The sequence below is a fragment of the Niveispirillum sp. BGYR6 genome (genome assembly GCF_027568365.1).
Taxonomy (GTDB): Bacteria; Pseudomonadota; Alphaproteobacteria; order Azospirillales; family Azospirillaceae; genus Niveispirillum.
The window spans coordinates 152,021-173,228 of the sequence record NZ_JANLNL010000001.1 but is presented as its reverse complement, the minus strand read 5'-3'; the positions used below and the strand labels follow the sequence as shown (position 1 = coordinate 173,228).

The 21,208-nt window shown below is 59.8% G+C and carries 18 protein-coding genes; 15 read left to right on the top strand and 3 right to left on the bottom strand.

Features of this window, described 5'->3' with window-relative positions; translation table 11 throughout:
- Positions 1-6 precede the first annotated feature (6 nt).
- Positions 7-507 (bottom strand): type VI secretion system lipoprotein TssJ, encoded by a 501-nt coding sequence (gene tssJ, locus PCJ49_RS00740; RefSeq protein ID WP_269909255.1) that lies wholly within the window; start codon positions 505-507, stop codon positions 7-9.
- A gap of 30 nt (positions 508-537) precedes the next feature.
- The gene (gene tagH / locus PCJ49_RS00735) at positions 538-1,878 is read right to left on the bottom strand and encodes a type VI secretion system-associated FHA domain protein TagH (protein WP_269909254.1); all 1,341 of its coding nucleotides are present in this window, start codon (positions 1,876-1,878) and stop codon (positions 538-540) included.
- A 741-nt stretch (positions 1,879-2,619) separates the two neighbouring features.
- Here tagH and tssI point away from each other — a divergent pair.
- The 13 genes from tssI (at position 2,620) to PCJ49_RS00670 (ending at position 18,226) form a co-directional block, all read left to right on the top strand.
- Entirely contained in the window at positions 2,620-5,172 is a 2,553-nt protein-coding gene (gene tssI, locus PCJ49_RS00730) for a type VI secretion system tip protein TssI/VgrG (RefSeq protein ID WP_269909253.1), read from the top strand.
- Positions 5,173-5,236: 64 nt separating this feature from the next.
- Positions 5,237-6,259, top strand: a complete 1,023-nt coding sequence (locus PCJ49_RS00725) for a hypothetical protein (protein ID WP_269909252.1) — start codon at positions 5,237-5,239, stop codon at positions 6,257-6,259.
- Between the two features lie 29 nt (positions 6,260-6,288).
- Positions 6,289-6,696, top strand: a complete 408-nt coding sequence (locus tag PCJ49_RS00720; RefSeq protein WP_269909251.1) for a hypothetical protein — start codon at positions 6,289-6,291, stop codon at positions 6,694-6,696.
- A 130-nt stretch (positions 6,697-6,826) separates the two neighbouring features.
- Positions 6,827-7,372, top strand: a complete 546-nt coding sequence (locus tag PCJ49_RS00715) for a hypothetical protein (protein ID WP_269909250.1) — start codon at positions 6,827-6,829, stop codon at positions 7,370-7,372.
- A gap of 253 nt (positions 7,373-7,625) precedes the next feature.
- Positions 7,626-8,276, top strand: coding sequence for a hypothetical protein (locus tag PCJ49_RS00710; RefSeq protein ID WP_269909249.1), 651 nt, complete (start codon positions 7,626-7,628; stop codon positions 8,274-8,276).
- A 30-nt stretch (positions 8,277-8,306) separates the two neighbouring features.
- Entirely contained in the window at positions 8,307-8,756 is a 450-nt protein-coding gene (locus tag PCJ49_RS00705; protein ID WP_269909248.1) for a DcrB-related protein, read from the top strand.
- Positions 8,757-8,759: 3 nt separating this feature from the next.
- Positions 8,760-13,130 carry an RHS repeat-associated core domain-containing protein gene (locus PCJ49_RS00700; RefSeq protein ID WP_269909247.1) on the top strand — a complete coding sequence of 1,457 codons (4,371 nt, stop codon included), beginning with the start codon at positions 8,760-8,762 and terminating at the stop codon, positions 13,128-13,130.
- Positions 13,127-13,432 carry a hypothetical protein gene (locus PCJ49_RS00695; RefSeq protein WP_269909246.1) on the top strand — a complete coding sequence of 102 codons (306 nt, stop codon included), beginning with the start codon at positions 13,127-13,129 and terminating at the stop codon, positions 13,430-13,432. Before PCJ49_RS00700 ends, PCJ49_RS00695 begins: the two co-directional genes overlap by 4 nt.
- 23 nt (positions 13,433-13,455) lie before the next feature.
- Positions 13,456-14,895, top strand: a complete 1,440-nt coding sequence (locus PCJ49_RS24735) for an RHS repeat-associated core domain-containing protein (protein ID WP_269909811.1) — start codon at positions 13,456-13,458, stop codon at positions 14,893-14,895.
- Position 14,896: 1 nt separating this feature from the next.
- Positions 14,897-15,196, top strand: a complete 300-nt coding sequence (locus tag PCJ49_RS00685; RefSeq protein ID WP_269909245.1) for a hypothetical protein — start codon at positions 14,897-14,899, stop codon at positions 15,194-15,196.
- A gap of 652 nt (positions 15,197-15,848) precedes the next feature.
- Positions 15,849-17,309 carry an RHS repeat-associated core domain-containing protein gene (locus PCJ49_RS00680; protein ID WP_269909244.1) on the top strand — a complete coding sequence of 487 codons (1,461 nt, stop codon included), beginning with the start codon at positions 15,849-15,851 and terminating at the stop codon, positions 17,307-17,309.
- Positions 17,310-17,313: 4 nt separating this feature from the next.
- Positions 17,314-17,538, top strand: a complete 225-nt coding sequence (locus PCJ49_RS00675) for a hypothetical protein (protein WP_269909243.1) — start codon at positions 17,314-17,316, stop codon at positions 17,536-17,538.
- Between the two features lie 394 nt (positions 17,539-17,932).
- On the top strand, positions 17,933-18,226 hold the full coding sequence (locus PCJ49_RS00670; RefSeq protein ID WP_269909242.1) for a hypothetical protein: 294 nt from the start codon (positions 17,933-17,935) through the stop codon (positions 18,224-18,226).
- A 258-nt stretch (positions 18,227-18,484) separates the two neighbouring features.
- Here PCJ49_RS00670 and PCJ49_RS00665 read toward each other — a convergent pair whose 3' ends face one another.
- Positions 18,485-19,273, bottom strand: coding sequence for a MipA/OmpV family protein (locus PCJ49_RS00665; protein WP_269909241.1), 789 nt, complete (start codon positions 19,271-19,273; stop codon positions 18,485-18,487).
- 205 nt (positions 19,274-19,478) lie between these two features.
- On the opposite strand from PCJ49_RS00665, the gene PCJ49_RS00660 reads away from it, so the two are divergent.
- Both PCJ49_RS00660 and PCJ49_RS00655 read left to right on the top strand, forming a co-directional pair.
- Entirely contained in the window at positions 19,479-20,660 is a 1,182-nt protein-coding gene (locus tag PCJ49_RS00660) for a M20 aminoacylase family protein (RefSeq protein ID WP_269909240.1), read from the top strand.
- 4 nt (positions 20,661-20,664) lie between these two features.
- On the top strand, positions 20,665-21,198 hold the full coding sequence (locus PCJ49_RS00655; protein WP_269909810.1) for a protease complex subunit PrcB family protein: 534 nt from the start codon (positions 20,665-20,667) through the stop codon (positions 21,196-21,198).
- The last annotated feature ends 10 nt before the right edge of the window (positions 21,199-21,208 follow it).

Genomic DNA, 21,208 nt, shown 5'->3' with positions numbered 1-21,208 from the left:
CATCCCTCACTTTTTCTGTTCCGGCTGCGGGCGCTGCTGCACCGTCACGCCCGTGGCCCCGACGGTGACATCCAGAATGACGCTGCCGGTGGCGGGCACGGCCACCACCTCCCGCCATTTCACCTTGTCGATGGCGCGATAGGCGGCGACCACACCGACATAATTCACCTTGTCATTGGCCGGCTGGGTGATCAGCTTCTGGTCAGACGGCGCCAGCACCAGTTCCTGGCGGTCCAGTTGATCGGCCCCCAGCGTCTTGGCATCCTGCTGGATCAACTGGATGGGGGCGGCCAGATTGAAACTGTCCTTGTTGGCCAGACCATAGACGCGCACCACCACCGGGGCGGCCCGCCCCTGCGCATCGGCATTCACCTCCCGCGTTGTGGTGACATAGATAGGAATGGCCCCACGCGGGGGCGCCGGCGGCGGCTTGCTGGAACAGGCGGACAGCAGCAGCGTGCCGGCAAGGCCAAGGGAAGCGAGAATGGATAGGCGGCTTATTGTCATCTCTATTCAGCCTGTTTCTGGTCAGCCTGATCAAAGGCTGCGAAATTGTTTGGTGTAGGCGGCAGAGAACTTGCCGCCGAGCGGTGGACCGGAGGATTGTTCCCCCATGATCCGCTGATGGGTCTGTTCGTATTTTTCCCAGCACCGCGCCTTATGGACCTGCGGCAACAGGGACGAACTGACATCGGTGCTGACGCTTTCCGGCGACAGCTGTTCCAGCACATCGGCCACCACCGTCTTCATACCGGCGATCAGGGCCACCTCATGGGCCTTGATGTCGCGCAGGCTTTCGCGGATGGCGTCCGGCGCATCCAGGAAACCCGTCACCCGCTTGCCGATCAGCACGGCCAGCGTGCCATCCAGATTGGCGGAGAATTTCAGCGGGTTGTTTTCCTTGGCGCGCAGCAACGTATGTTCGATGCGGAATTCCGATTTCAGGAAGGCCCGCAGTTCCAGCAATTCCCGCATCCCGGACACGGCCTCGCGGAAGGCCAGCCCCATCTTGTGCATCAGGGCAGCCTGATCGGCATTGTCGATGGCCTCCATCGGCAGGCCGACACCGGCCATGAAGGCAGCCACGGGGTCGGTGCCACGCAGGTCGGTTGCGGCCTCCGCCGGCTCCCGGGCCACGGGTGGCGGCGGCGAGGGCGCAGGCACGGCTTCCGCCACCGGCGGACGCGGTGTGGGGCGGGGAAAATCGGGGGCAGGTTCCGGTTCGGCCAGGGCTTCAGGCTCCGCCGGCAGCGTCGCCTCATCGGAATGCCAATCCGGCGGGATCACCGGGCGCTGCACCTCGGGGGCGGCGAAATGATTGGCCAGTTGCGGATGCCCCCCAAAGGCCGCCATGTCGGATTCCGGCATCTCCAGCGTGGCCAGGTCGCCATCACGCTCGATGGGGCTGGCATCGTTGCGCCGCCGCCCGCCCAGAATATCGCTTACCGAGGCCGGATTGGCACCATAGGCGGCGGGCGCGGTCTCCATGGCGAAATCAAGCCCGCCCCCGCCGGCCAGCGAATGATCACCGAACAGGGCGGGGGCAGCGGTCACCGTCTCCCGAAACTCCGCCTTCAGCACACAGGGGCCGAGATTGATCACCTCCCCATCGCGCAGCGCCTGGGCATTGCCCTTGCCCAACGGCACCGGCGCATCGCCAACGAAAACACCATTGGTGCTGGTATCGATGATGAAATAGGCGTTGCCGCGTTTTTCAAACCGGCAATGCTGTTTGGACAGATGGCGGTGCGGATCATTGACCACCCAGTCATTCTCCTGCCCGCGCCCGATGCTGATGCTGGCGCCGTCAAAGCTGCGGCTTTCCCCCTCGCTCAGGGAGCTGTCACCCGCTTTCATCACTTTCAGGACAAGCGCCATCTTTTCCTCGTTCACGTGGGAGCGGGACGTAACCGGGCTGCGAAAACGACCGGCATATCACCTGATGATCGTATAAGGATCGAAGACTGGGTTTTGTTTCAGAAAAATTATCGATCGTTGCGGAACAATCGTGGAAACAAAATAATACCATCAACAAGGGCCGCGAGATAACCACGGCCCTTCACAAAAAATAGGTATCACAAGCAATCGGCACCACCGACGTGCTATTTGGTGTTATCCATACATGTTCTATTTATACACACGCACTATTCCATATAGCTGATGATCCACCGATTTGGTGTCACCCCTTCCGGATGATGTACCTTCGACCACTTACCTTTGTCGCAATCCGCGTTCAAAGAGCCTTTATCGCGCCCGTTCGATAGGCCGAAGGGCCGATAAATCAGGTTCTCGGCCATGAAACGATACCCCCTGGGGGTGCCGCCCTATTCCAATCGTTGCTTATAACGGTCCTCTGCATCGACCCGTTCGGCATACCCCGAATTCGGCGATCCACTTGCCTTCTGTTTCGTTGAAGCCAAAGCGACTTTCTATAATAAGGGGCAGACCCCCTCAATATTCCGGGGTTTTGCTTCTGTAGAATTCACCCTGCTCTCAGCAGGTCAGGGATTTGCGTTTTTTGTGACGCCTGATGGCGCTTTCAATACCCCGTTTCCTTGGGGTGTTTTCTTTCCAAGGCATTTGCCGTTGGCTGCAAGGGCCATTGCTCGGGAATCTGGAATGGACGGTTTCACGCAGGTCAATCGCATCCTGGCGATCGATACACCGCTTGGCCCCGATCAGCTGCTGCTGGAAGCGCTGGAGGGGACGGAGGCGGTGTCGGCGCTGTTCAATTTCCGCGCCACGGTGCGGGCGCAGACCGATATGCTGGATCCGGCCAGCCTGGTGGCCCAGCCGGTGGATTTCCACCTGCGGCTTCAGGACGGCGTCTATCGCAGTTTCAACGGCATCGTCGCCGGGCTGACGGCCGGGCACGCCGCCGGGCGCGGTCAGCGTCATTATGAGTTGGAGATTGTGCCCTGGCTCTGGCTGCTGACCCGCACCAGCGATTGCCGCATCTTCCAGAACAAGAGCAGCCTGGAAATCCTGGCCACCATCTTTGATGAGATGGGCCATAGCCAGTATGATTTCTCCATGGCCGGCTCCCCCCCGCCCCGCCCCTATTGCGTGCAGTATCGGGAGACCGATTTCGCCTTTGTCTGCCGCCTGCTGGAGGAGGATGGGCTTTACTATTTCTTCCGCCATGAACCCGGCAAGCACACGCTGGTGGTGGCAACGCAGACCGCCGCCTATCAGTCGGGGGCCGAGCCCAGCATCCCGTTCAGCGCCACCTCGGCCCTGTCCAACCATATCAAGGACTGGCGGCGGCGCCATTCCTATCAGGCCAGCGCCTGGACGGTGGCCGATTATAATTTCGAAACCAGCAAGCTGCGCCTGAACCAGACGGTTCCCACCCTGTCCAATTTCCAGCAACAGCCCCAGCACGAACATTTTGAGTTTCCGGGCCTTCATGCCGATCCTGGCCTGGGCGAACGCCGCGCCAAGCTGAACATGCAGGCCGAGGAGGTGGAGCGCGAGACCATCCAGGGCGTCAGCAATTGCCGCACCCTGGCCCCCATCGGCCGCTTCCTGATGACCGGCCATCCGGTGATGGCGGAAAACAGTTCCTATGTCGTGCTGTCGGTCAGCCACAAGGCGGCCGACCAGTCCTATGAAACCAACGGCGGCAGCAATACGCAGTACGAGAACAGCTTTACCTGTATCCCAGCATCCACCCCCTTTGTCCCCCGCCGCACCACCCCCCGCCCCACCATCCCCGGCCTGCAAACGGCCGTGGTGGTGGGGCCCAAGGGGGAGGATATCCATACCGACGCCTATGGACGGGTGAAGGTGCAATTCTATTGGGACCGGCGCGGCACGGCGGACGACCGTTCTTCCTGCTGGATCCGGGCAACGCAAAGCTGGGCCGGGCGCGGCTTTGGCGCGCAGACCATCCCGCGTGTGGGCATGGAGGTGGTGGTCGGTTTCATGGAGGGCAACCCGGATCGCCCGGTGATCCTGGGTCTGGTGCCCAATTCCGAAACCGCCGCGCCCGTTTCGCTGCCGGCGCAGAAGACGCAGACCGCGTTCCGCACCCTGTCCAGCCCCGGCGGCAATGGCTTCAACCTGTTCTCCATGGAGGATAAGGCGGGTGGCGAGGAACTGGCCTTCCATAGCCAGAAGGATCTCTCCACCGTCGTCCAGAACAACCAGTTCATCCAGATCGGCAATGGCGCCATCCAGCGCGCCAAGAACCTGATGGTCTTCCAGGTCGGTGAAAGCGCCATCCAACTGACGCCCGACAAGATCATCCTGGTCTCCAACGGTTCCACCATCATCATGGATAAGACCGGGATCAGCCTGGATGGGGACTATATCTGGCTGAACACCAAGGAGAAGGTACCCCCACCGGAAGCAGAAGAGGTGCAGGTCTCCGGCGGTGGCAGTGGTGGCGGGGCGGCTGCCGGCAACGGTGCCGCCAGTGGCAGCAGCGCCACGTCGGCGATCAAGGGGCAGAACCCGGCCGGCGAGAGAACCGCCACCGCCAAGGGTGACGCCTGGGCCGCCAACAAGCAGACCGGCCCGGTCAATGCGAAGGTCATGGGGGCAGAGGGTGAAGTCACCGGCACCCTGACCGGCGACAAGGCCACCGTTGACGCCAAGGGCGAGGCGGCATTGGCCCGCATCTCCGCCAAAGGTCAGAACAGTTGGGGCGAGGCCGGGGCCGGGCTGGATGTTTTCGCCGCGGAAGCCAACGGCCATGCCGGCATCACCAAGGATGGTCTGGGGGCCGCCGGCGAGGCCAAGGCGGCCATGCAAAGGGTTAATGTGGAAGGGGCGCTTGGCCATCTGGATACCGGCGGCGTCGGCCTGAAGGGGACAGGCGAACTGTTCTCCGCCGATGCCAAGGGCCAGGCCCTGCTGGGCGATGATGGGCGCTATATCGGTGCCGCCCTGGGCGGCAAGGCCGGCGCCCGTGTCGCCCAGGCGCAGGCGGAAACCAATGTCACCATTCCCATCGGCTGGCTGCCCGGCGTTCCGGACGATTGGACCATCTCTGGCAAGGCCACCGGCGGCGTCTCGGCGGGCACAGCCGAAATTGGCGGCGGTGGATTTGGTTACTATGACCGTCAGACATCGCGCTACCATGGGGGTGGGTTCGCCGCCATCGGCGCCCTGTTCGGCGTCGATATCGAGGGCGAGGCCAGCATCGGGCCCGCGCCGAAGAAATGATGCATTATCGATTGGAAGCGGCAGCCATTTTCGCCGCGCGCCACATAATCCGAGGGAAAGTGCGATGACCGAGATGCGGACAACCATCCAGGCAACGCCGGCCGATCTGGCCCGCGATTACCTGCAGCAGCCCTTTCCCAGCCCCTATCCCGCCTTCGCCTTCACGCTGCGCATCCCCAAGGATTGGCTGTGGTTCGAGAAGGAGGGCAACCCGACGGAGCCGAACGGGCAGTTGCAGAAGCTGGCCGCCTATGGTGACCGGACCGATCAGAGCCTGATCGAAGTGCTGGCGCTGCGGCTGGAGCGGGAGATTGCGCCGGAGGATTGGCTGGAACAATGGGTGATGATCAACCAATATCAGGTGCTGGGCCATCGCTCCATTCCCTCTACGGCCGGCCGCAACGCGGATGTTCTGGCGAAGAAGATGATTGCGGGCCGCCCGGTCCTGTTCCGGCTGCGCACCTTCAAGAATGGCAAGTTCCTCTATCTGCTGCATTGTTTCAGCGATGAGGCGCATTATCCCCAGGTGGAGGAAGCCTTCCTTGTCGCCGCGGCCAGCTTCCAGTTGACCCAGGTGCAGGCACAGCAGCCCTATGCGGAACCCATGCAGGAACTGCCCCTGAACAAGGTGTTCCAGTTGGGTTTCAAAGCACCGACCTCCTGGATCGCACAGCCCGACAACAGCGCCGGCCCCGACAGCCAATCCTGGAATCTGGCCAATGGGGATGGCACGCCGGTGGGCTTCCTCAACGTGCTGACCAGCACAGGGGCCAGCACGGCGGAGATGGCGGCGGCTCCGGTGATCGCCAATCTGCGCAATATCGGCGCCGATCTGCGGGAAGTGCCCCTGAAACCGGTGGATGCCGGGCTGCCCGGCATTCACCTGTCGGTCGCCGAACGCGAAACCAGCCTGAACGGCACGCCGGCCCACCTGCGCCAGACGGTGATCCGGACGGCAAAGGGCTGGGCCGTCTTCACCCTGCTGTCGCCGGCCCCCACCCCCGACCCCTACCTGATTGGGCCGATCAACCGGCGAGCCTTTGACATCGCTTATGGCAGTTTCCTGGCCGGTCTGGTGCCGCATTGAGTGCCACTCCCCCTGCAAGGTTAAGCCCGATGGGGCGCTTGGTGATGGCCTTGCCGGCGGGCCGGCAACTGGCCCTGACCGTCGCCATCCTCGCCGGATGTCTGGGCGTGATCATTGGCATCGGCTTCCTGCTGGAAGGCCGGGGCCGGGAAATGAGCGGTACGGTGCTGAGCGTTTATCGCATCGCTCTGGGGCTGCCGGCCTGGTTGCTCTTCTGCCTTTTCATCCGCTGGTATCTCTCCTTCGTTTTGAAGAAGGTGGCCCGGTTTGAGCCGTTTCCCGACGCGGTGCCGGCCATATACCGGCTCTGGCTGGCCCCCTACAGCCGGGCGGATATCGCCCATATCCATGCCGTAGGACGGGGTGCCGACCTGTTCGCCACCAGCATGTTGATGCTGGCCAGTTTCGGCCTGCTTTACGCCATCCTGGCCACATAACCCGAAATTCGGGCCACGGGATCAATCCTGAACGGCCTTTGAGACGAGGGCACCTATGAGATCCCCCCTTACCCATCTTCTTGCCTGTGGTTTTCTCTGCCTTGTGATGCTGATCCCAACCGGGGCAGCCTTGGCAACGGACAACGCATCCGCCTTGCAGACCCGTGTCACGGCCAGCAAGGAAGAGATCATGCGGTCCTATATTTTGCAGGACTTTCCCAGCCCCCACCCGCCTTTCGCCTTCAATATCCTGATGCCCAAGGACTGGCTCTGGTTTGAAAAGGAAGGGCGGCCAACCGCCCCCAACGGCAAGCCGCAGTTGCTGATTGCCTATGGTGACAGGGGCGACACAAGCTTGGTGGAGATTTTGGCGCTCAAGACCGAACGGCCGGTCGTACCCGCCGACTGGCTGCATGAATGGTTGAAGGCCAATGATTATGAGATTCTGGCCAACCGCATCATCCCGGCCGCCACGGAGCGCAATGCCGATGTAAAGGCGCGCAAGATGGTGAAGGGCCGCCCTGTTCTGTTCCGCATCCGCACATTCCAGAAGGATGATTACATCTACATTCTTCATTGCTTCAGCGATGCGGAAACCTATCCCCAGGTCGAACAGCATTTCCTGGTCGCAGCGGAAACCTTTGAACTGACAGGGAACACCAAAGGCACGCCCTGATACTTGGCGGGGGCCGGGCAAATCATGAACGTCGCCAAAGCTGTTCAGTCCGCAGCGTGGCTTTACCAATCAGAGATACCCCCCTTTCGCCCGCAGGCTCACCGTTAGAACGGTCAGCACCCGACCGCGTTTAAGGTAGAGAGAAAGGCAGCAATGATCGCCTGTCGCGGGAAGTCAGGGTCATCAGCCAGCGTGACCCGCGCCTGAAATCACGTCTCGCAGGCTGTCCCGTCTTGCAGAAGAGGTTCAGCAGATGTCGGTCTTCGCCACCCTGTTCCAGCCAGGCGCCATCGGCTCCAGCCTGGGTATTCCACCTTTCACCCCGTTTAACCTGCAAACACCGGGGGCGCTGGCGGAGATGGCCAAAATGGCGGCCCAGGCGCTGCCGGGGCCGGCCGGACAATTGCTGAACCCGGCACTGCAAATGGCCCAGTCACTGGCCGCCGGCGGGCCGCAGGCCGGGGCTGCCAGTGCCCTGAATGCCGGCATGGCACAGGCAGCATCCGCCTTGGGCAACGCCGTGCCAGGAATGCAGGCAGCCAGTGGCCTGATGCAGGGCGGCATGGCGCAAGCCGCGTCTGCTCTGGGGGCCAACCTGCCCGGCATGGCGGGGGCCGACGGGGCTGCGGCACTGCCCGGCAGTCTGCCCCGATCCGCCGATCTGGACGCCGTGGCGGGCAGCTTTGCCCCGACCGGCCAGAATGCCTTGTCCAGCCTGCAGGGACTGATGCCCGGCAGGGCCGCCGGCGGCCCTGCCGGAGGGGGCGCTTCATCGCTGGCGGCCAAGGCCATGGCGGGGGAGATGCCCAAGGCCGACGATCTGCTGGCCGCCGCCCCCAGCACCGGGAACCAGAAGATTGATCAAGCCGTTTCCGTGGCCCGTGCCCTGCGCCAGCCTGGCTGATCCCCCACCATTTTTGCTTCAGGACATTCCATGTCGCAGACCTGCCGCACCCGCGATTTCAGCTTCCAACTGCCGGATGACTGGACCGACCGGTCGATGATCGCCTGGGCGGGCCCCTCGGACAATAGCGGCCCGGTCGCCCCCAATATCATGGTGGCCTATGACCGGCCGCGTCCGGGGGAGGCGTTGGGGGCCTATGTCAACCGGCAGATGGCCGACCTGTCCGCCCGCGCCCAGGGTTTCCAACTGGAATTGCGGCGGGACGTGATGCTGTCGGGTCGGCAGGCGGTGGAGGTGCTGTTCCAATGGAATTCCGGGGCGGGCATGGTGAAACAGCGCCAGCTTTATGCGCAATTGCCGGATGGCCGCCTGATCTCCATCGTCAATACCGCCCCGGCAGAACGCTTTGCCGCCTGCGATCAGCAGTTCCTGGCCATGCTGAACAGCTTCACCTGGCCGGCACCGGGCGCGGCGACCTGAACCATGGATGGGGAGTTCAACGCCGCCCGCGAAGGCGACCCGATCGAGCATAGCAGTGCTATGGCCGGCTTCCTGGTCGGTGCGGCCATCGGTCTGGCGGCGGCGGTCGCTGTGGTTGCCGTGGTGGGTACCGGTGGTGCGGCCCTGGCCGTTGTCGGTGCCGTAGGTGGGATCATGGCCTCCACCGGAACAGGAGCATTGGTCGGGCAAGCGTTGGGCAGCACCTTCACCCATGCGGCCGGCGAAATCGCCCCCACCTGCTCGGACAATGTAATCATCAATGGCAAGCGGGCAGCCCGCGCCATCGAGGACAAGGGCAAATGTTCCGACCATGGCCCGACACCGCAACGCATTGCCCAGGGCAGCCGCACCGTCATCATTAATGGCCAGCCCGCCGCCCGCATCAAGGACAAGCTGGAATGCGATGGGGTGATTGCCGCCGGCTCCCCCGATGTATTCATCGGGCGGGAGCCGGGCAATTACCTGCCGATCGACAGCGAAGTGCCCGAATGGATGGTGGATACCGCCAATTTCCTGGTCATTGCCGGCTCGCTGATGGGACTGGGGGCGGGGGCCGGTGCCGCTTTTCTGGCGCGCGGCCTCTGCGGGTTGGCCCGATTTGGCGCCACCGCTGTGGGCGGGATGGTGCTTGGTACGGGCGGCACCATAGCTGGCGGTGCGGTTGGTCAGGCGATTGGCGGCGAGCGCGGGCGCATCGTCGGTGAGGTTCTGGGTGGTGCCATCGGTGGTTTCGTGGGCGGTGGCCTGGGCAACCGCATGACCGCCGGCCACCCCGTCGACGTGGCCAGCGGGGAACTGTTCACCGAAGCCCTGGATTTTGAGGTGGCGGGCCCCATCCCGCTGGTCTGGGGGCGGGTCTGGATGTCCAGTTCCACCCATCAGGGGGAATTGGGGTCCGGCTGGCATCACCCGTTTGACATGGCGCTGTATCGCTGGGTGGCGGGTGGTGGCTGGGCAGCACGGCTGGGCGATGGGCGGCTCGCCTTCTTCCATGATCCCGCCCCCGGTCGCCCGGCGCTGAACAGCGTTGAAAAGCTGCTTTTACAGACGGATGGCCGGGATTATTGGCTGACCGACTATCAGGGCACGCGTATGGCATTCGGCCCGGCGGATGCCGCCGGCCTGCGCCGGCTGGTGGGCGTGGCGGATGCCAATGGCAACGCCATCCGCCTGTCACGCGGCGATCAGGGCCGCCTGCTGGGCATCATCGACAGTGCCGGGCGCGAATACGCGGTCGAAACCGACGATGCAAGCCGCATCACCGCCATCGACGCGCCCCATCCGGACGGGCCGGATGCGGATGGTCAGCCAAGGCGGCTGCGGCTGGTCAGCTTCCGCTATGACGAAGCGGGCGACATGGTGGCCGCCGCCGATGCGCGCGGCCATGAATGGCATTATCGCTACGAAAACCACCTGCTGGTGGAAGAGGTTCGGCGCGGTGGCCTTGCCTTCCATTTCGTCTGGGATGATGTGGCGCGGGGCCGTGCCGCCCGTTGTGTGGAAACCTGGGGCACCAACGGGCTCTACCACGCCAAGCTGAATTATGACCTCAGCGCCCACACCACCGAAGTGGTCACCGGGCGCGGGGCGAAAAGCCTGTATCGCTGGAACCCGCTGCACCTGATTGATGAAGAGACCGACCCGCTGGGCCAAGTGACCAAGCGGGAGTTCGATCAGGCGGGACGGCTGGTATCCATCACCGGGCCAGATGGCGCCACCCTGCGCCTTGCCTATGATGAATTGGGCCGGCTGGTGGAGCGTGTCACCCCCGACGGGGCGGCGCTGAAACTCGGCTACGGCGTGCCCGTCACTGGCGATCTGACCCGGCCCGATCTGGGCCGCCCGGCACAGGTGGTGGAACCCGATGGGGCCAGCCATCGCTTCACCTATGATCCTCGCGGCAATCTGGCCCAGCATGTCTCCCCATCCGGCCAGCCGACCTCCTATCTGCGCGATGGGCGCGGCCTGCCGCTGGCCCTGCGCGATGCGTTGGGTACCATCCAGCGCTTCACCTGGTCTGCCGGTGGCGACCTGCTGGCCGAAGCGACGGAGAAAGGCCCCTATCGGCAATATGATCATGATGCGCTGGGCCGGGTCATCTCCGTCCAGCGCGGCACCGACGCGCCGCTGCGCCTCAGCCGGGATGAAAATGGCAACCCCATCACCATCCACCGCCCCGATGGCGGCAAGGTGGTGTTGGACTATGACGCCGAAGACCATGTAACACGCCATAAAGACCCGCTGGGGCGGGTGACGCGTTGGCGTTACGACGGCTTGCCCTATCCGCTGGAACGCATCGCCGCTGATGGTTCGCGCTTCCAGTATCACTACGATAGCGAACTGAACCTGATCGGCCTGACCAACGCCAAGGGCGAACGCTATCGGCTGGATTATGATCCCGCCGGGCGGTTGGTGGCGGAAACCGGGTTTGACGGGCGGCTGATCCAGTACCGGCGCGATGCCGCCGGCTTTGTGGTGGAAAGCACCGACCAGGGCCGCGCCACCCTGTTCAGCCGCGATGTGCTGGGCCGGCTGGTGGCAGCACAGTTCGCCGATGGCCGCGCCCACCATTACCGGTATGATGTGGTGGGGCGTCTGCTAGCGGCGGAAACGCCGGACCATGCCAACCTGTTCGCCTATGATACCGATGGGCGGCTTTCGGTGGAACGCCAGGGCAGCCTGGAAATCCGCCATCTGCATGATGCGCGCGGCCGCCGCACGGCCACGCTGCTGCCCGATGGGCGGCGGGTGGAACTGGCCTGGGGCGAGGATGGCCTCCCATCTGCCGTGGGCTGTGACGGGCGGGAGATTGCCCGTTTCCAGCGCGACGCGGCGGGGCGGGAGATCGGTCGTCAAGCCGGCAGCATTTTCCAGCGCCAGGATTTTGATCCGCAAGGCCGCTTGATCCGCCAGGAAGGGGTCCGTCGCGGCGGTGCCGTCAGCTTCAGCCGGGCCTATGGCTATGATGGTGCCGACGCGCTGGTGGCGATTGAGGATGCCAAGCGCGGGGTGCGGCGCTATCGCTATGATGCCTGCGACCGGCTGCTGGCCGTGGAAGGCACCAACCCGGAAAGTTTCGTTCCCGATCCCGCCGGCAATATCCTGGCCTCGGGTGCTGATGCCGGTTTCTGGGGTGGGGAGGCCAAGGGTGACCGGCTGCTGGTGCATGGCGATGCCAAGTTCCAGTATGATGCCTGGGGCAACCGGGTGCGGGAATGGCGGGCCGCCGGCGGGGCGGTATCGCTGACCTATCGCTATGATGCCAGCAACCGCTTGGTGGCGGTGGAGCGGCAGGACCGACGGGGCCGCACCCTGGCCCGCTATGGCTATGATGCGTTCGGGCGGCGGCTGTGGAAACAGACCGCCCATCTGCCCCCCGCCAGCGCCAATGATGACGCCCCCTCCCCTGGCGGCGATGCGTCGGGTCTGGTCTGGCAGCGCACGGATTTCCTCTGGGATGGCGACGTGCTGCTGGGCGAAAGCGCCGCCCACGCGCCCGATGCCCCCAGCCCCGATCCGCTGGCCATCGTCTATCTGCACGAACCCGGCAGCTTCCGCCCCCTGGCGCAACTGCGCCGCAATGACGGGGCGGATCAGCGGCCACAGGTCTATCACTACCACCTGGACCATCTGGGCACACCGCAGGAACTGACCAACGATAATGGCGAGCTGGTCTGGCAGGCGGAATACCGCGCCTGGGGGGCACTGGCGAAGCTGCATGTGGCGGAAGTGGAAAACCCGCTGCGCTTCCAGGGCCAGTATCACGACGCTGAAACTGGCTTGCACTATAACCGCCACCGCTACTACGCCCCCAACGAAGGCTGCTTCACCACCCAAGACCCGATCCGGCTGGCCGGTGGCAGCAACCTTGCAGCCTATGCACCGAATCCGGTAGAATGGGTCGATCCGCTGGGGTTGAGTTGTGGGGTTGATGGTGGATCTTCTAAAAGAGTAGATTACAGCAGAGGTTTTGAGGATGATTTAGTCAACTTCAATCCAGGATATTCTCTGAAATCAGGAAAACTTACCGAAGATTTAACTTTAGTTTCATATCATCAAGACACTCCTTTTGGAGAAGGAAGATCCGCAAAATGGTGGACAACAACAGATCAAGCAAATTCTTTCTCTACCGTTGATGATGTTCATCAGGGGCTGGCACTTCCTCCGGAGTGGGGTAAGCGCGAAGTAACAAGCGTTGCAAAAATCCCAAAGGGTACTGATATAACTGCTTACATCGGCACAGCGAAAGAACAACAGAGCAATATAAGTGGTGTTTTTAAAGGAGGTGCAACACAGTTACGGTTTAAGGATTTTGATCCATCTTGGATTGTAGAGTCAAGGAGAATACCATGAGCGAAGAAAATATAATAGAAAAAGAAAAGAAGGAAATGTATGCAGAAATGAAAAAGATGATTGATGCAGCAAATAGAAAAATAAAATTAGAAAAAAGAGAGTGGGCAAAAAATGAATACAAAAAATTAATAAACATTATGGAAAAATATATTGAATTTGGAATAGAAAAAAAAGCTCCTCTTAGAGCCATGATTGGGATAAATAAACATGTAGGAGAGTGGTGTAATGACGACGAAATACTAAACATAGGGTATGAAATTGAAAGAAAATCAATTTATATCGTTGATTTGGAAAAAATATAAATAAATTGTAAAACAAATACTAAATATTATACCGCGGCGGTGCCGTCAGCTTCAGCCGGGCCTATGGCTATGATGGTGCCGACGCGCTGGTGGCGATTGAGGATGCCAAGCGCGGGGTGCGGCGCTATCGCTATGATGCCTGCGACCGGCTGCTGGCGGTGGAAGGCACCAACCCGGAAAGTTTCGTTCCCGATCCCGCCGGCAATATCCTGGCCTCGGGTGCTGATGCCGGTTTCTGGGGTGGGGAGGCCAAGGGTGACCGGCTGCTGGTGCATGGCGATGCCAAGTTCCAGTATGATGCCTGGGGCAACCGGGTGCGGGAATGGCGGGCCGCCGGCGGGGCGGTATCGCTGACCTATCGCTATGATGCCAGCAACCGCTTGGTGGCGGTGGAGCGGCAGGACCGGCGGGGCCGCACCCTGGCCCGCTATGGCTATGATGCGTTCGGGCGGCGGCTGTGGAAACAGACCGCCCATCTGCCCCCCGCCAGCGCCAATGATGACGCCCCCTCCCCCGGCAGTGATGGCGCAGGTCTGGTCTGGCAGCGCACGGATTTCCTCTGGGATGGCGATGTGTTGCTGGGCGAAAGCGCCGCCCACGCGCCCGATGCCCCCAGCCCCGATCCGCTGGCCATCGTCTATCTGCACGAACCCGGCAGCTTCCGCCCCCTGGCGCAACTGCGCCGCAATGGCGGGGCGGATCAGCGGCCACAGGTCTATCACTACCACCTGGACCATCTGGGCACACCGCAGGAACTGACCAACGATAATGGCGAGCTGGTCTGGCAGGCGGAATACCGCGCCTGGGGGGCCTTGGCGAAGCTGCATGTGGCGGAGGTGGAAAACCCGCTGCGCTTCCAGGGCCAGTATCACGACGCTGAAACTGGCTTGCACTATAACCGCCACCGCTACTACGCCCCCAACGAAGGCTGCTTCACCACCCAAGACCCGATCCGGCTGGCCGGTGGCAGCAACCTTGCAGCCTATGCGCCAAACCCGGTAGAATGGGTTGATCCGCTGGGGTTGAGTTGCATCTCATTCGACCAAAATGCGATGCGCTTTCGTGCCAAGAATGGGCAATTTGTTGCTGCTCGTGACGTGTTTTCTTCACCTAAAGACGAAGCCTATTTTTGGTCCGGTCTTGGTCATGGGGGGGATGCCATTGCGGCAAAAGTAGCCACTTCTAAAGGCGGCACAACCTTGGAAATGTTGGCTGCATCAAAAGGTGTGGATATGCCTAAATGGGACGGCTCTCCAGGTGCTACCAAAGCATGGCAAAATGCCTCTGCAGCCTATGCAGAAGGAGCTAGCGGTAAGGTCCGAGCTGTGTTGGGTGATAATCTCCGACCAGGGAATATATGGGAAACCTTCGAGCTTCCAGCCCTCAAAAACAATCCGACTGTCACACAAATCAGTAGGGTACACCCCAATACGGAAATTGAAACCATCATATGGAGTCGTTAATATGAATACTAAAGCCATCAATGAGGTGATTCCAATATATGTTGGATATGATGATTTTCCATATCCGCAATTAAACATAGACCGCGCTTTATCATTAATTGCTCCAGAGGATCGAAATGAAGCTATAATGGAAATTGAAAGAATATTTAAGTACGCCGATTCCGTAGATCCGGAATGGGAAAAAAATGATTTATTCGAAGGGAGTAGGCTTATAGCAGAGAAAACTTGCCAACAGTTTCCCTACCTAGATTATAAAGCAAAAAAATCCATACAATGGGCTTACAGTTTTTGGAATAAATAAAAATCAGAGCGCATATATCCGTTTAAATTGATTTTTGAGTTTCATTCTGATGAACTCAAGAATCGCTCTAGAAGGAAATCAGTATTTCCGGGGCGGTGGCAACCATCTTCCTGGTGGGAGCCCCGGAGGTGGTTGTTGACTCAGTTCCAACAAAAGATAACGGATACTTATCAACAATTCTGAACGTGAGCGTAGTTCCATGACCTACCCAGATGACAAAAGCGTCGTACTTGTTATTGCGGGAACCAGGGCTATCATTCATCCAAATAATGATGATGTGGACAGAATAAAGGGAAAGGGATTTATTTCCACAACAGGAAATTTATACGAATGCAAAATACACAACTATAAACAAAGGACTGAATTAATTGAATATTTTATATCAAATAATTTCATTTTTTCATCCGGGAGAGAATGGTCGCCAGAATAATATCTAAAATATATCAAAGAAAAAGGAGTAAATTTATCTGGGTTTTATTGCATATACTGGAAATCATCTGATAATTATGAAATAAAATTTTGCCCTTGAGGCAGACAGATATAGCGCCGAGATGCACAAAAACAGCAATGCCATGACAGTGGCCCGCAGGCCGGCAGCCTCTTCCAGCGCCAGGATTTTGATCCGCAAGGCCGCCTGATCCGCCAGGAAGGGGTGCGTCGCGGCGGTGCCGTCAGCTTCAGCCGGGCCTATGGCTATGATGGTGCCGACGCGCTGGTAGCGATTGAGGATGCCAAGCGCGGGGTGCGGCGCTATCGCTATGACGCCTGCGACCGGCTGTTGGCCGTGGAAGGCACCAACCCGGAAAGTTTCGTTCCCGATCCGGCCGGCAATATCCTGGCCTCGGGTGCCGATGCCGGTTTCTGCGGTGGAGAGGCCAAGGGTGACCGGCTGCTGGTGCATGGCGATGCCAAGTTCCAGTATGATGCCTGGGGCAACCGGGTGCGGGAATGGCGGGCCGCCGGCGGGGCGGTATCACTGACTTACCGGTATGATGCCAGCAACCGCTTGGTGGCGGTGGAGCGGCAGGATCGGCGGGGCCGAACCCTGGCCCGCTATGGCTATAATGCGTTCGGGCGGCGGCTGTGGAAACAGACCGCCCATCTGCCCCCCGCCAGCGCCAATGATGACGCCCCCTCCCCTGGCGGCGATGCGTCGGGTCTGGTCTGGCAGCGCACGGATTTCCTCTGGGATGGCGACGTGCTGCTGGGCGAAAGCGCCGCCCACGCGCCCGATGCCCCCAGCCCCGATCCGCTGGCCATCGTCTATCTGCACGAACCCGGCAGCTTCCGCCCCCTGGCGCAACTGCGCCGCAATGGCGGGGCGGATCAGCGGCCACAGGTCTATCACTACCACCTGGACCATCTGGGCACACCGCAGGAACTGACCAACGATAATGGCGAGCTGGTCTGGCAGGCGGAATACCGCGCCTGGGGGGCCTTGGCGAAGCTGCATGTGGCGGAGGTGGAAAACCCCCTGCGCTTCCAGGGCCAGTACCATGACGCTGAGACTGGCCTGCACTATAACCGCCACCGCTACTACGCCCCCAACGAAGGCTGCTTCACCACCCAAGACCCGATCCGGCTGGCCGGTGGCAGCAACCTTGCAGCCTATGCGCCAAACCCGGTAGAATGGGTCGATCCGCTGGGGTTGAGTTGTGGGGTTGGCAAGACAGGGAAGGCTGATTTTTATGTAAACAGCAAAGGCGAAACATTGCCATCGACTGGTTACCGATACATGCGATATCAAAACGACGATGGAACAGTAAATAAATATGTTCAGGGCACCATAGATACGAAATCTGCACCAGGTGGATATTTCGGTTTTGGCGATTACAAGAACGGTTCTGCTGCCCGTGATGCCTTCCAGATTAAAGGACCAGAGCATGGTGAATCATGGAGTGATGCTCGACTTAAGGGAACCTTCGACACATTGCAATTGTTTGATAAAAATACTGGCAGTGTAAATGCCAGAGTACCTTTTGATATGGGCAATCACGGGCTCAACCCAGAACCGTTCACATCTTACTACCCAGAGTACGGCAAAGGAGGCGCTGAGCAACTAATAACTGAAAACAGGCTTCTTTTTGATAAGGTGGAAATTATCCCGGAGTAGAAAAATGAACCGTTCAGAATGTTTTAAAATCCTCACCGAACTTGTAAATGAGTACATTTCGAATGAACACCTAGCAAAAGAAACAAATGACAGAATAAAATACAAAATAGAAAATGATGATTTTCCGCCAGTAAGGGGGGTTGTTGAAATTATATACAGAAACAAAAACAAAGAAATAGACAAAATAGACAAAGAAAAAATTGACGATATGATGTATTATTATGGATAGTGGTTGAATTAATATTGAATGGAATAAACATTTTCTTTAAGCAGCATACGCGCATTCTCATTGAATGGTATTTTTTAATATGCATCCTATGCGGCACCATGCATTGGGCCAATGGTTCACCAGAGAGCCACCAACATCTGTGGTGCAGGTGAGAATTGACACCGCTGTTAAGCCACAATGGGTTAACCCGAAAACAGGTGTACTGGAAGGGACATCTCCAATAAATACTGTTCATGCAGTAAAACTGCCCGCAGGAACTACGATATATGAAGGGCCAGTTGGATATCAGGGAGGACCATATTTGGGAGGTCAAGATATAAAACAAATTTTTGTATCAAAGCCATGGTCAATTGATGGCGTAGAAGTAATCAGCAGCGAACCACTGAGGTGAGAAATGGGAAAAAGACAAGAGGCAATTAACGCCACATCTGAGATTATCTCAATAATGAAAAAATACAATCAAAAACAATTGATAAATCCATTTAATGAAATTCTAAATATACTTTGTGATAATTCAATAATTGATGAACGCGCATTGCCGGATTGTCTTCAGATTTTTGAATATATAAATGGTGGATATGGAAGCTATTCTGATTTTTACATAAATACAAACAATAAATTAGAATTAAAGTCCGCAAATAAAGAACTTGAAAAATATAATTCTATGCTATGGCTTGCGCTAAAGTAGTCATCATTGCTCCGATAAATTTTATCTGAATATTAAAGTTTATACCTGCCACATCAGCTTCAGGCCCGCTAAGGCTATGACGCCTTCGGGAGGTGACTGTAGAAACTGACGGCCAGCACCTATACGGCCCCCCTGCGGCGAGGCAATGCCAATAGTGCCCGCATTGCCCCGCCGGGCGCAAAGATGCGCCTTCACATCATGGCGATCCAGGGCCAGGCTGATCATCGGGGACGACCGGGCGAGGCCGGGTCAACGGCGCTAAAAGCTGTAGGAGACGCCCAAACCGCCGAAGAACTGATCCGCACTGCCGTCACGATCCACCAGCGGACTGTCGGCAGCATCGCCCAGCAGGCGGCTGTAACCGGCCACGCCGGTCAATGACCAGTTCTGCGTCAGCTTGTACGTACCAAACCCCACCAGCCCGGCATCCTTGAACCCCGCCTCGGCGCGATAAACGGCGCGGCCGGAGCGGGCGGCCTGCGCCGCATTGATGCCGAAATAGCTTTGCATGTAATTGTCGCTGGCCCAGGTGACCGACGGCCCAATGATGATCATCATCTGCTTGGTCGGCCGCAACACGTAGGAAAAGCCAAGATCGGCCGTGGTGCCATCATGCCCGTCGCCCAGCAGGTCGGTATTGACATCGGCGGTCACAATCCAGCGCCCGATCTGGTAATTGGCAAAGGCGCCAGCCACCGCCGTATCGCCGACATTGCCCAGCCCGCGCAGGGCGCGGTTACGCCTTTCCTTGCGCCCGCCATCATAGCCCAATGTCACCCCCGCCGTCAGCGGGCCGGACTGGATCAGGCTGGCCCCCAGCCCCCGCCGATCCAGGAAGAATCGGTCGTCATAGGTAATTTCGATATCGGGAAAGGGGCGGAATCGATAGTCGTCCGATCCTTCATAATCCGGCATTGCCGCCCCCAGCATCCCCAGCCGGACCTGCCAGCCCTGTTTCTTCGGTGCCTGCTGCGCCTGGGCACTGCCCAGGGCCAGCACGCACAGCGCCACCCCGGCTATCAGGGGAAATAACAGTTTCGTGGACATTTTCCGTTTTTCTCCAACTGCCGGATGGGCCGGTTTGCGCCCACGGACGTTTCTTGACGGAGAATATACGCGCTGCACTATGATACGGATCACCGTCGGGAACGTTTGCCCCTTCCCCATTGGAGAGCTTCGCCCTAATCTGTCCGACAGATGGCCGCGCCATACCCACGTAAACGGGGTGGTGCTGCGTCAGGAGCAAGGGACCATGCCGATCATCAACCGTATCGCCGATTTCCATGCCGACATGACCGAGTGGCGTCGGCATATTCATGAGAACCCCGAAATTGGGTTCGAGGAATTCAAGACCTCCGCCTTTGTGGTGGAGAAACTGAAGGAATTCGGGGTGGAGGTGCATACCGGCATCGCCGGCACCGGTGTCATCGGCGTACTGCACGGCCAGGACGGCCCCAATGGCAAATCCATCGGCCTGCGCGCCGACATGGATGCGCTGCCCATGCAGGAAGCGAACGAATTTGCCCATGCCAGCAAGGTGCCGGGCAAGATGCATGGCTGCGGCCATGACGGCCACACCACCATGCTGCTGGGGGCTGCCCGCTATCTGGCGGAAACCCGCAATTTCAGCGGCACGGTGAATTTCATCTTCCAGCCGGCCGAGGAAGGCCATGGCGGCGGCCGCCGCATGGTGGAAGAAGGGCTGTTCCAGCGCTTCCCCTGCGATATGGTGTTCGGGATGCATAACTGGCCCGACCTGCCGCCGGGTGAAATGGTGGTGAAATCAGGCCCGATCATGGCCGGCTCCGACGAATTTGAAATCCGGGTGGCTGGCAAGGGCGGTCATGCCGCCCTACCCCACCACACGATCGACCCGATTGTCATCGCCGCCCACATCGTGACAGCGGTGCAGAGCATCGTCAGCCGCAATGTCAGCCCGATTGAAAGCGGCGTCATTTCCATCACCCAGATCCATGCCGGCAGCGCCTATAATGTGATCCCGGAGGAAGTGGTGATGCGCGGCACCGTGCGTGCGCTCAGCCATGAGGTGCGGGACATGCTGGAAGCGCGCCTGCGCCATATCGTAGAAACCGTGCCGGTCACCTTTGGCAGCAGTGCCACCATGACCTATCGCCGGGGCTATCCGCCCACGGTCAACCATGCCGGTGCCCCCACCGATCTGGCTGCCGCTGTGGCGAAGCAGCTGGTGGGCGAAGACAAGGTGTTCAGCGATGTCGGCCCCAGCATGGGGGCGGAGGATTTCGCCTTCATGCTGCTGGAACGGCCGGGCTGTTATGTCTGGGTCGGCCAGGGCGGGTCGGCGCTGGGCTGCCAGCTGCATAATCCGCGCTATGATTTCAATGACGATATCCTGCCGCTGGGCACCAGCTATTGGGCGACGCTGGTGGAAACGGCGCTGCCAAAGGCGGCTTGAGGTGATGATGCCGACATGCTGGCGGGGTAAGGGCGATTGGGGCCGGGTTCTGGCCCTGTCCGCCTTGGTCGCCCCCTTACTGACCGGTTGTGCCACCGACACCAGCAGCTGGCTGGCGGGTGAAACGCTGGCACCCAGCATGTCGGATATTAGTGGCAAGGCCGCCCCCCTGGTGGGGCGGGCGCTATGGTCGGGGGAAACAAGCCGCGCCCAGGGCCAGGCCTTTCTGGTGGCCCGCAATCAGGCGGAATGGGCGGCGCTGTGGGATCTGGTGGGCCGCCCGCCGCCGGGCCGCCTGCCGAATGAATTGATGGCGCTGGGTATTTTCCTGGGCACGCGCACCACCACCGGCTATTCGGTGGATATTCTGCGCGTGCGCTCGGAACGCCAAGTGGCGCAGCGCGACCGGCTGGTGGTGGAGTTCAGGGAAAAATCCCCCCCGGAAGGCCAGATGACCACGCAGGTACTGACCAGCCCCTACGCGGTGATCATGGTGGACCGCAGCGAAGCCGGCGTGCGGTATAACAAGCTGCCCTGACTGGTCAGGG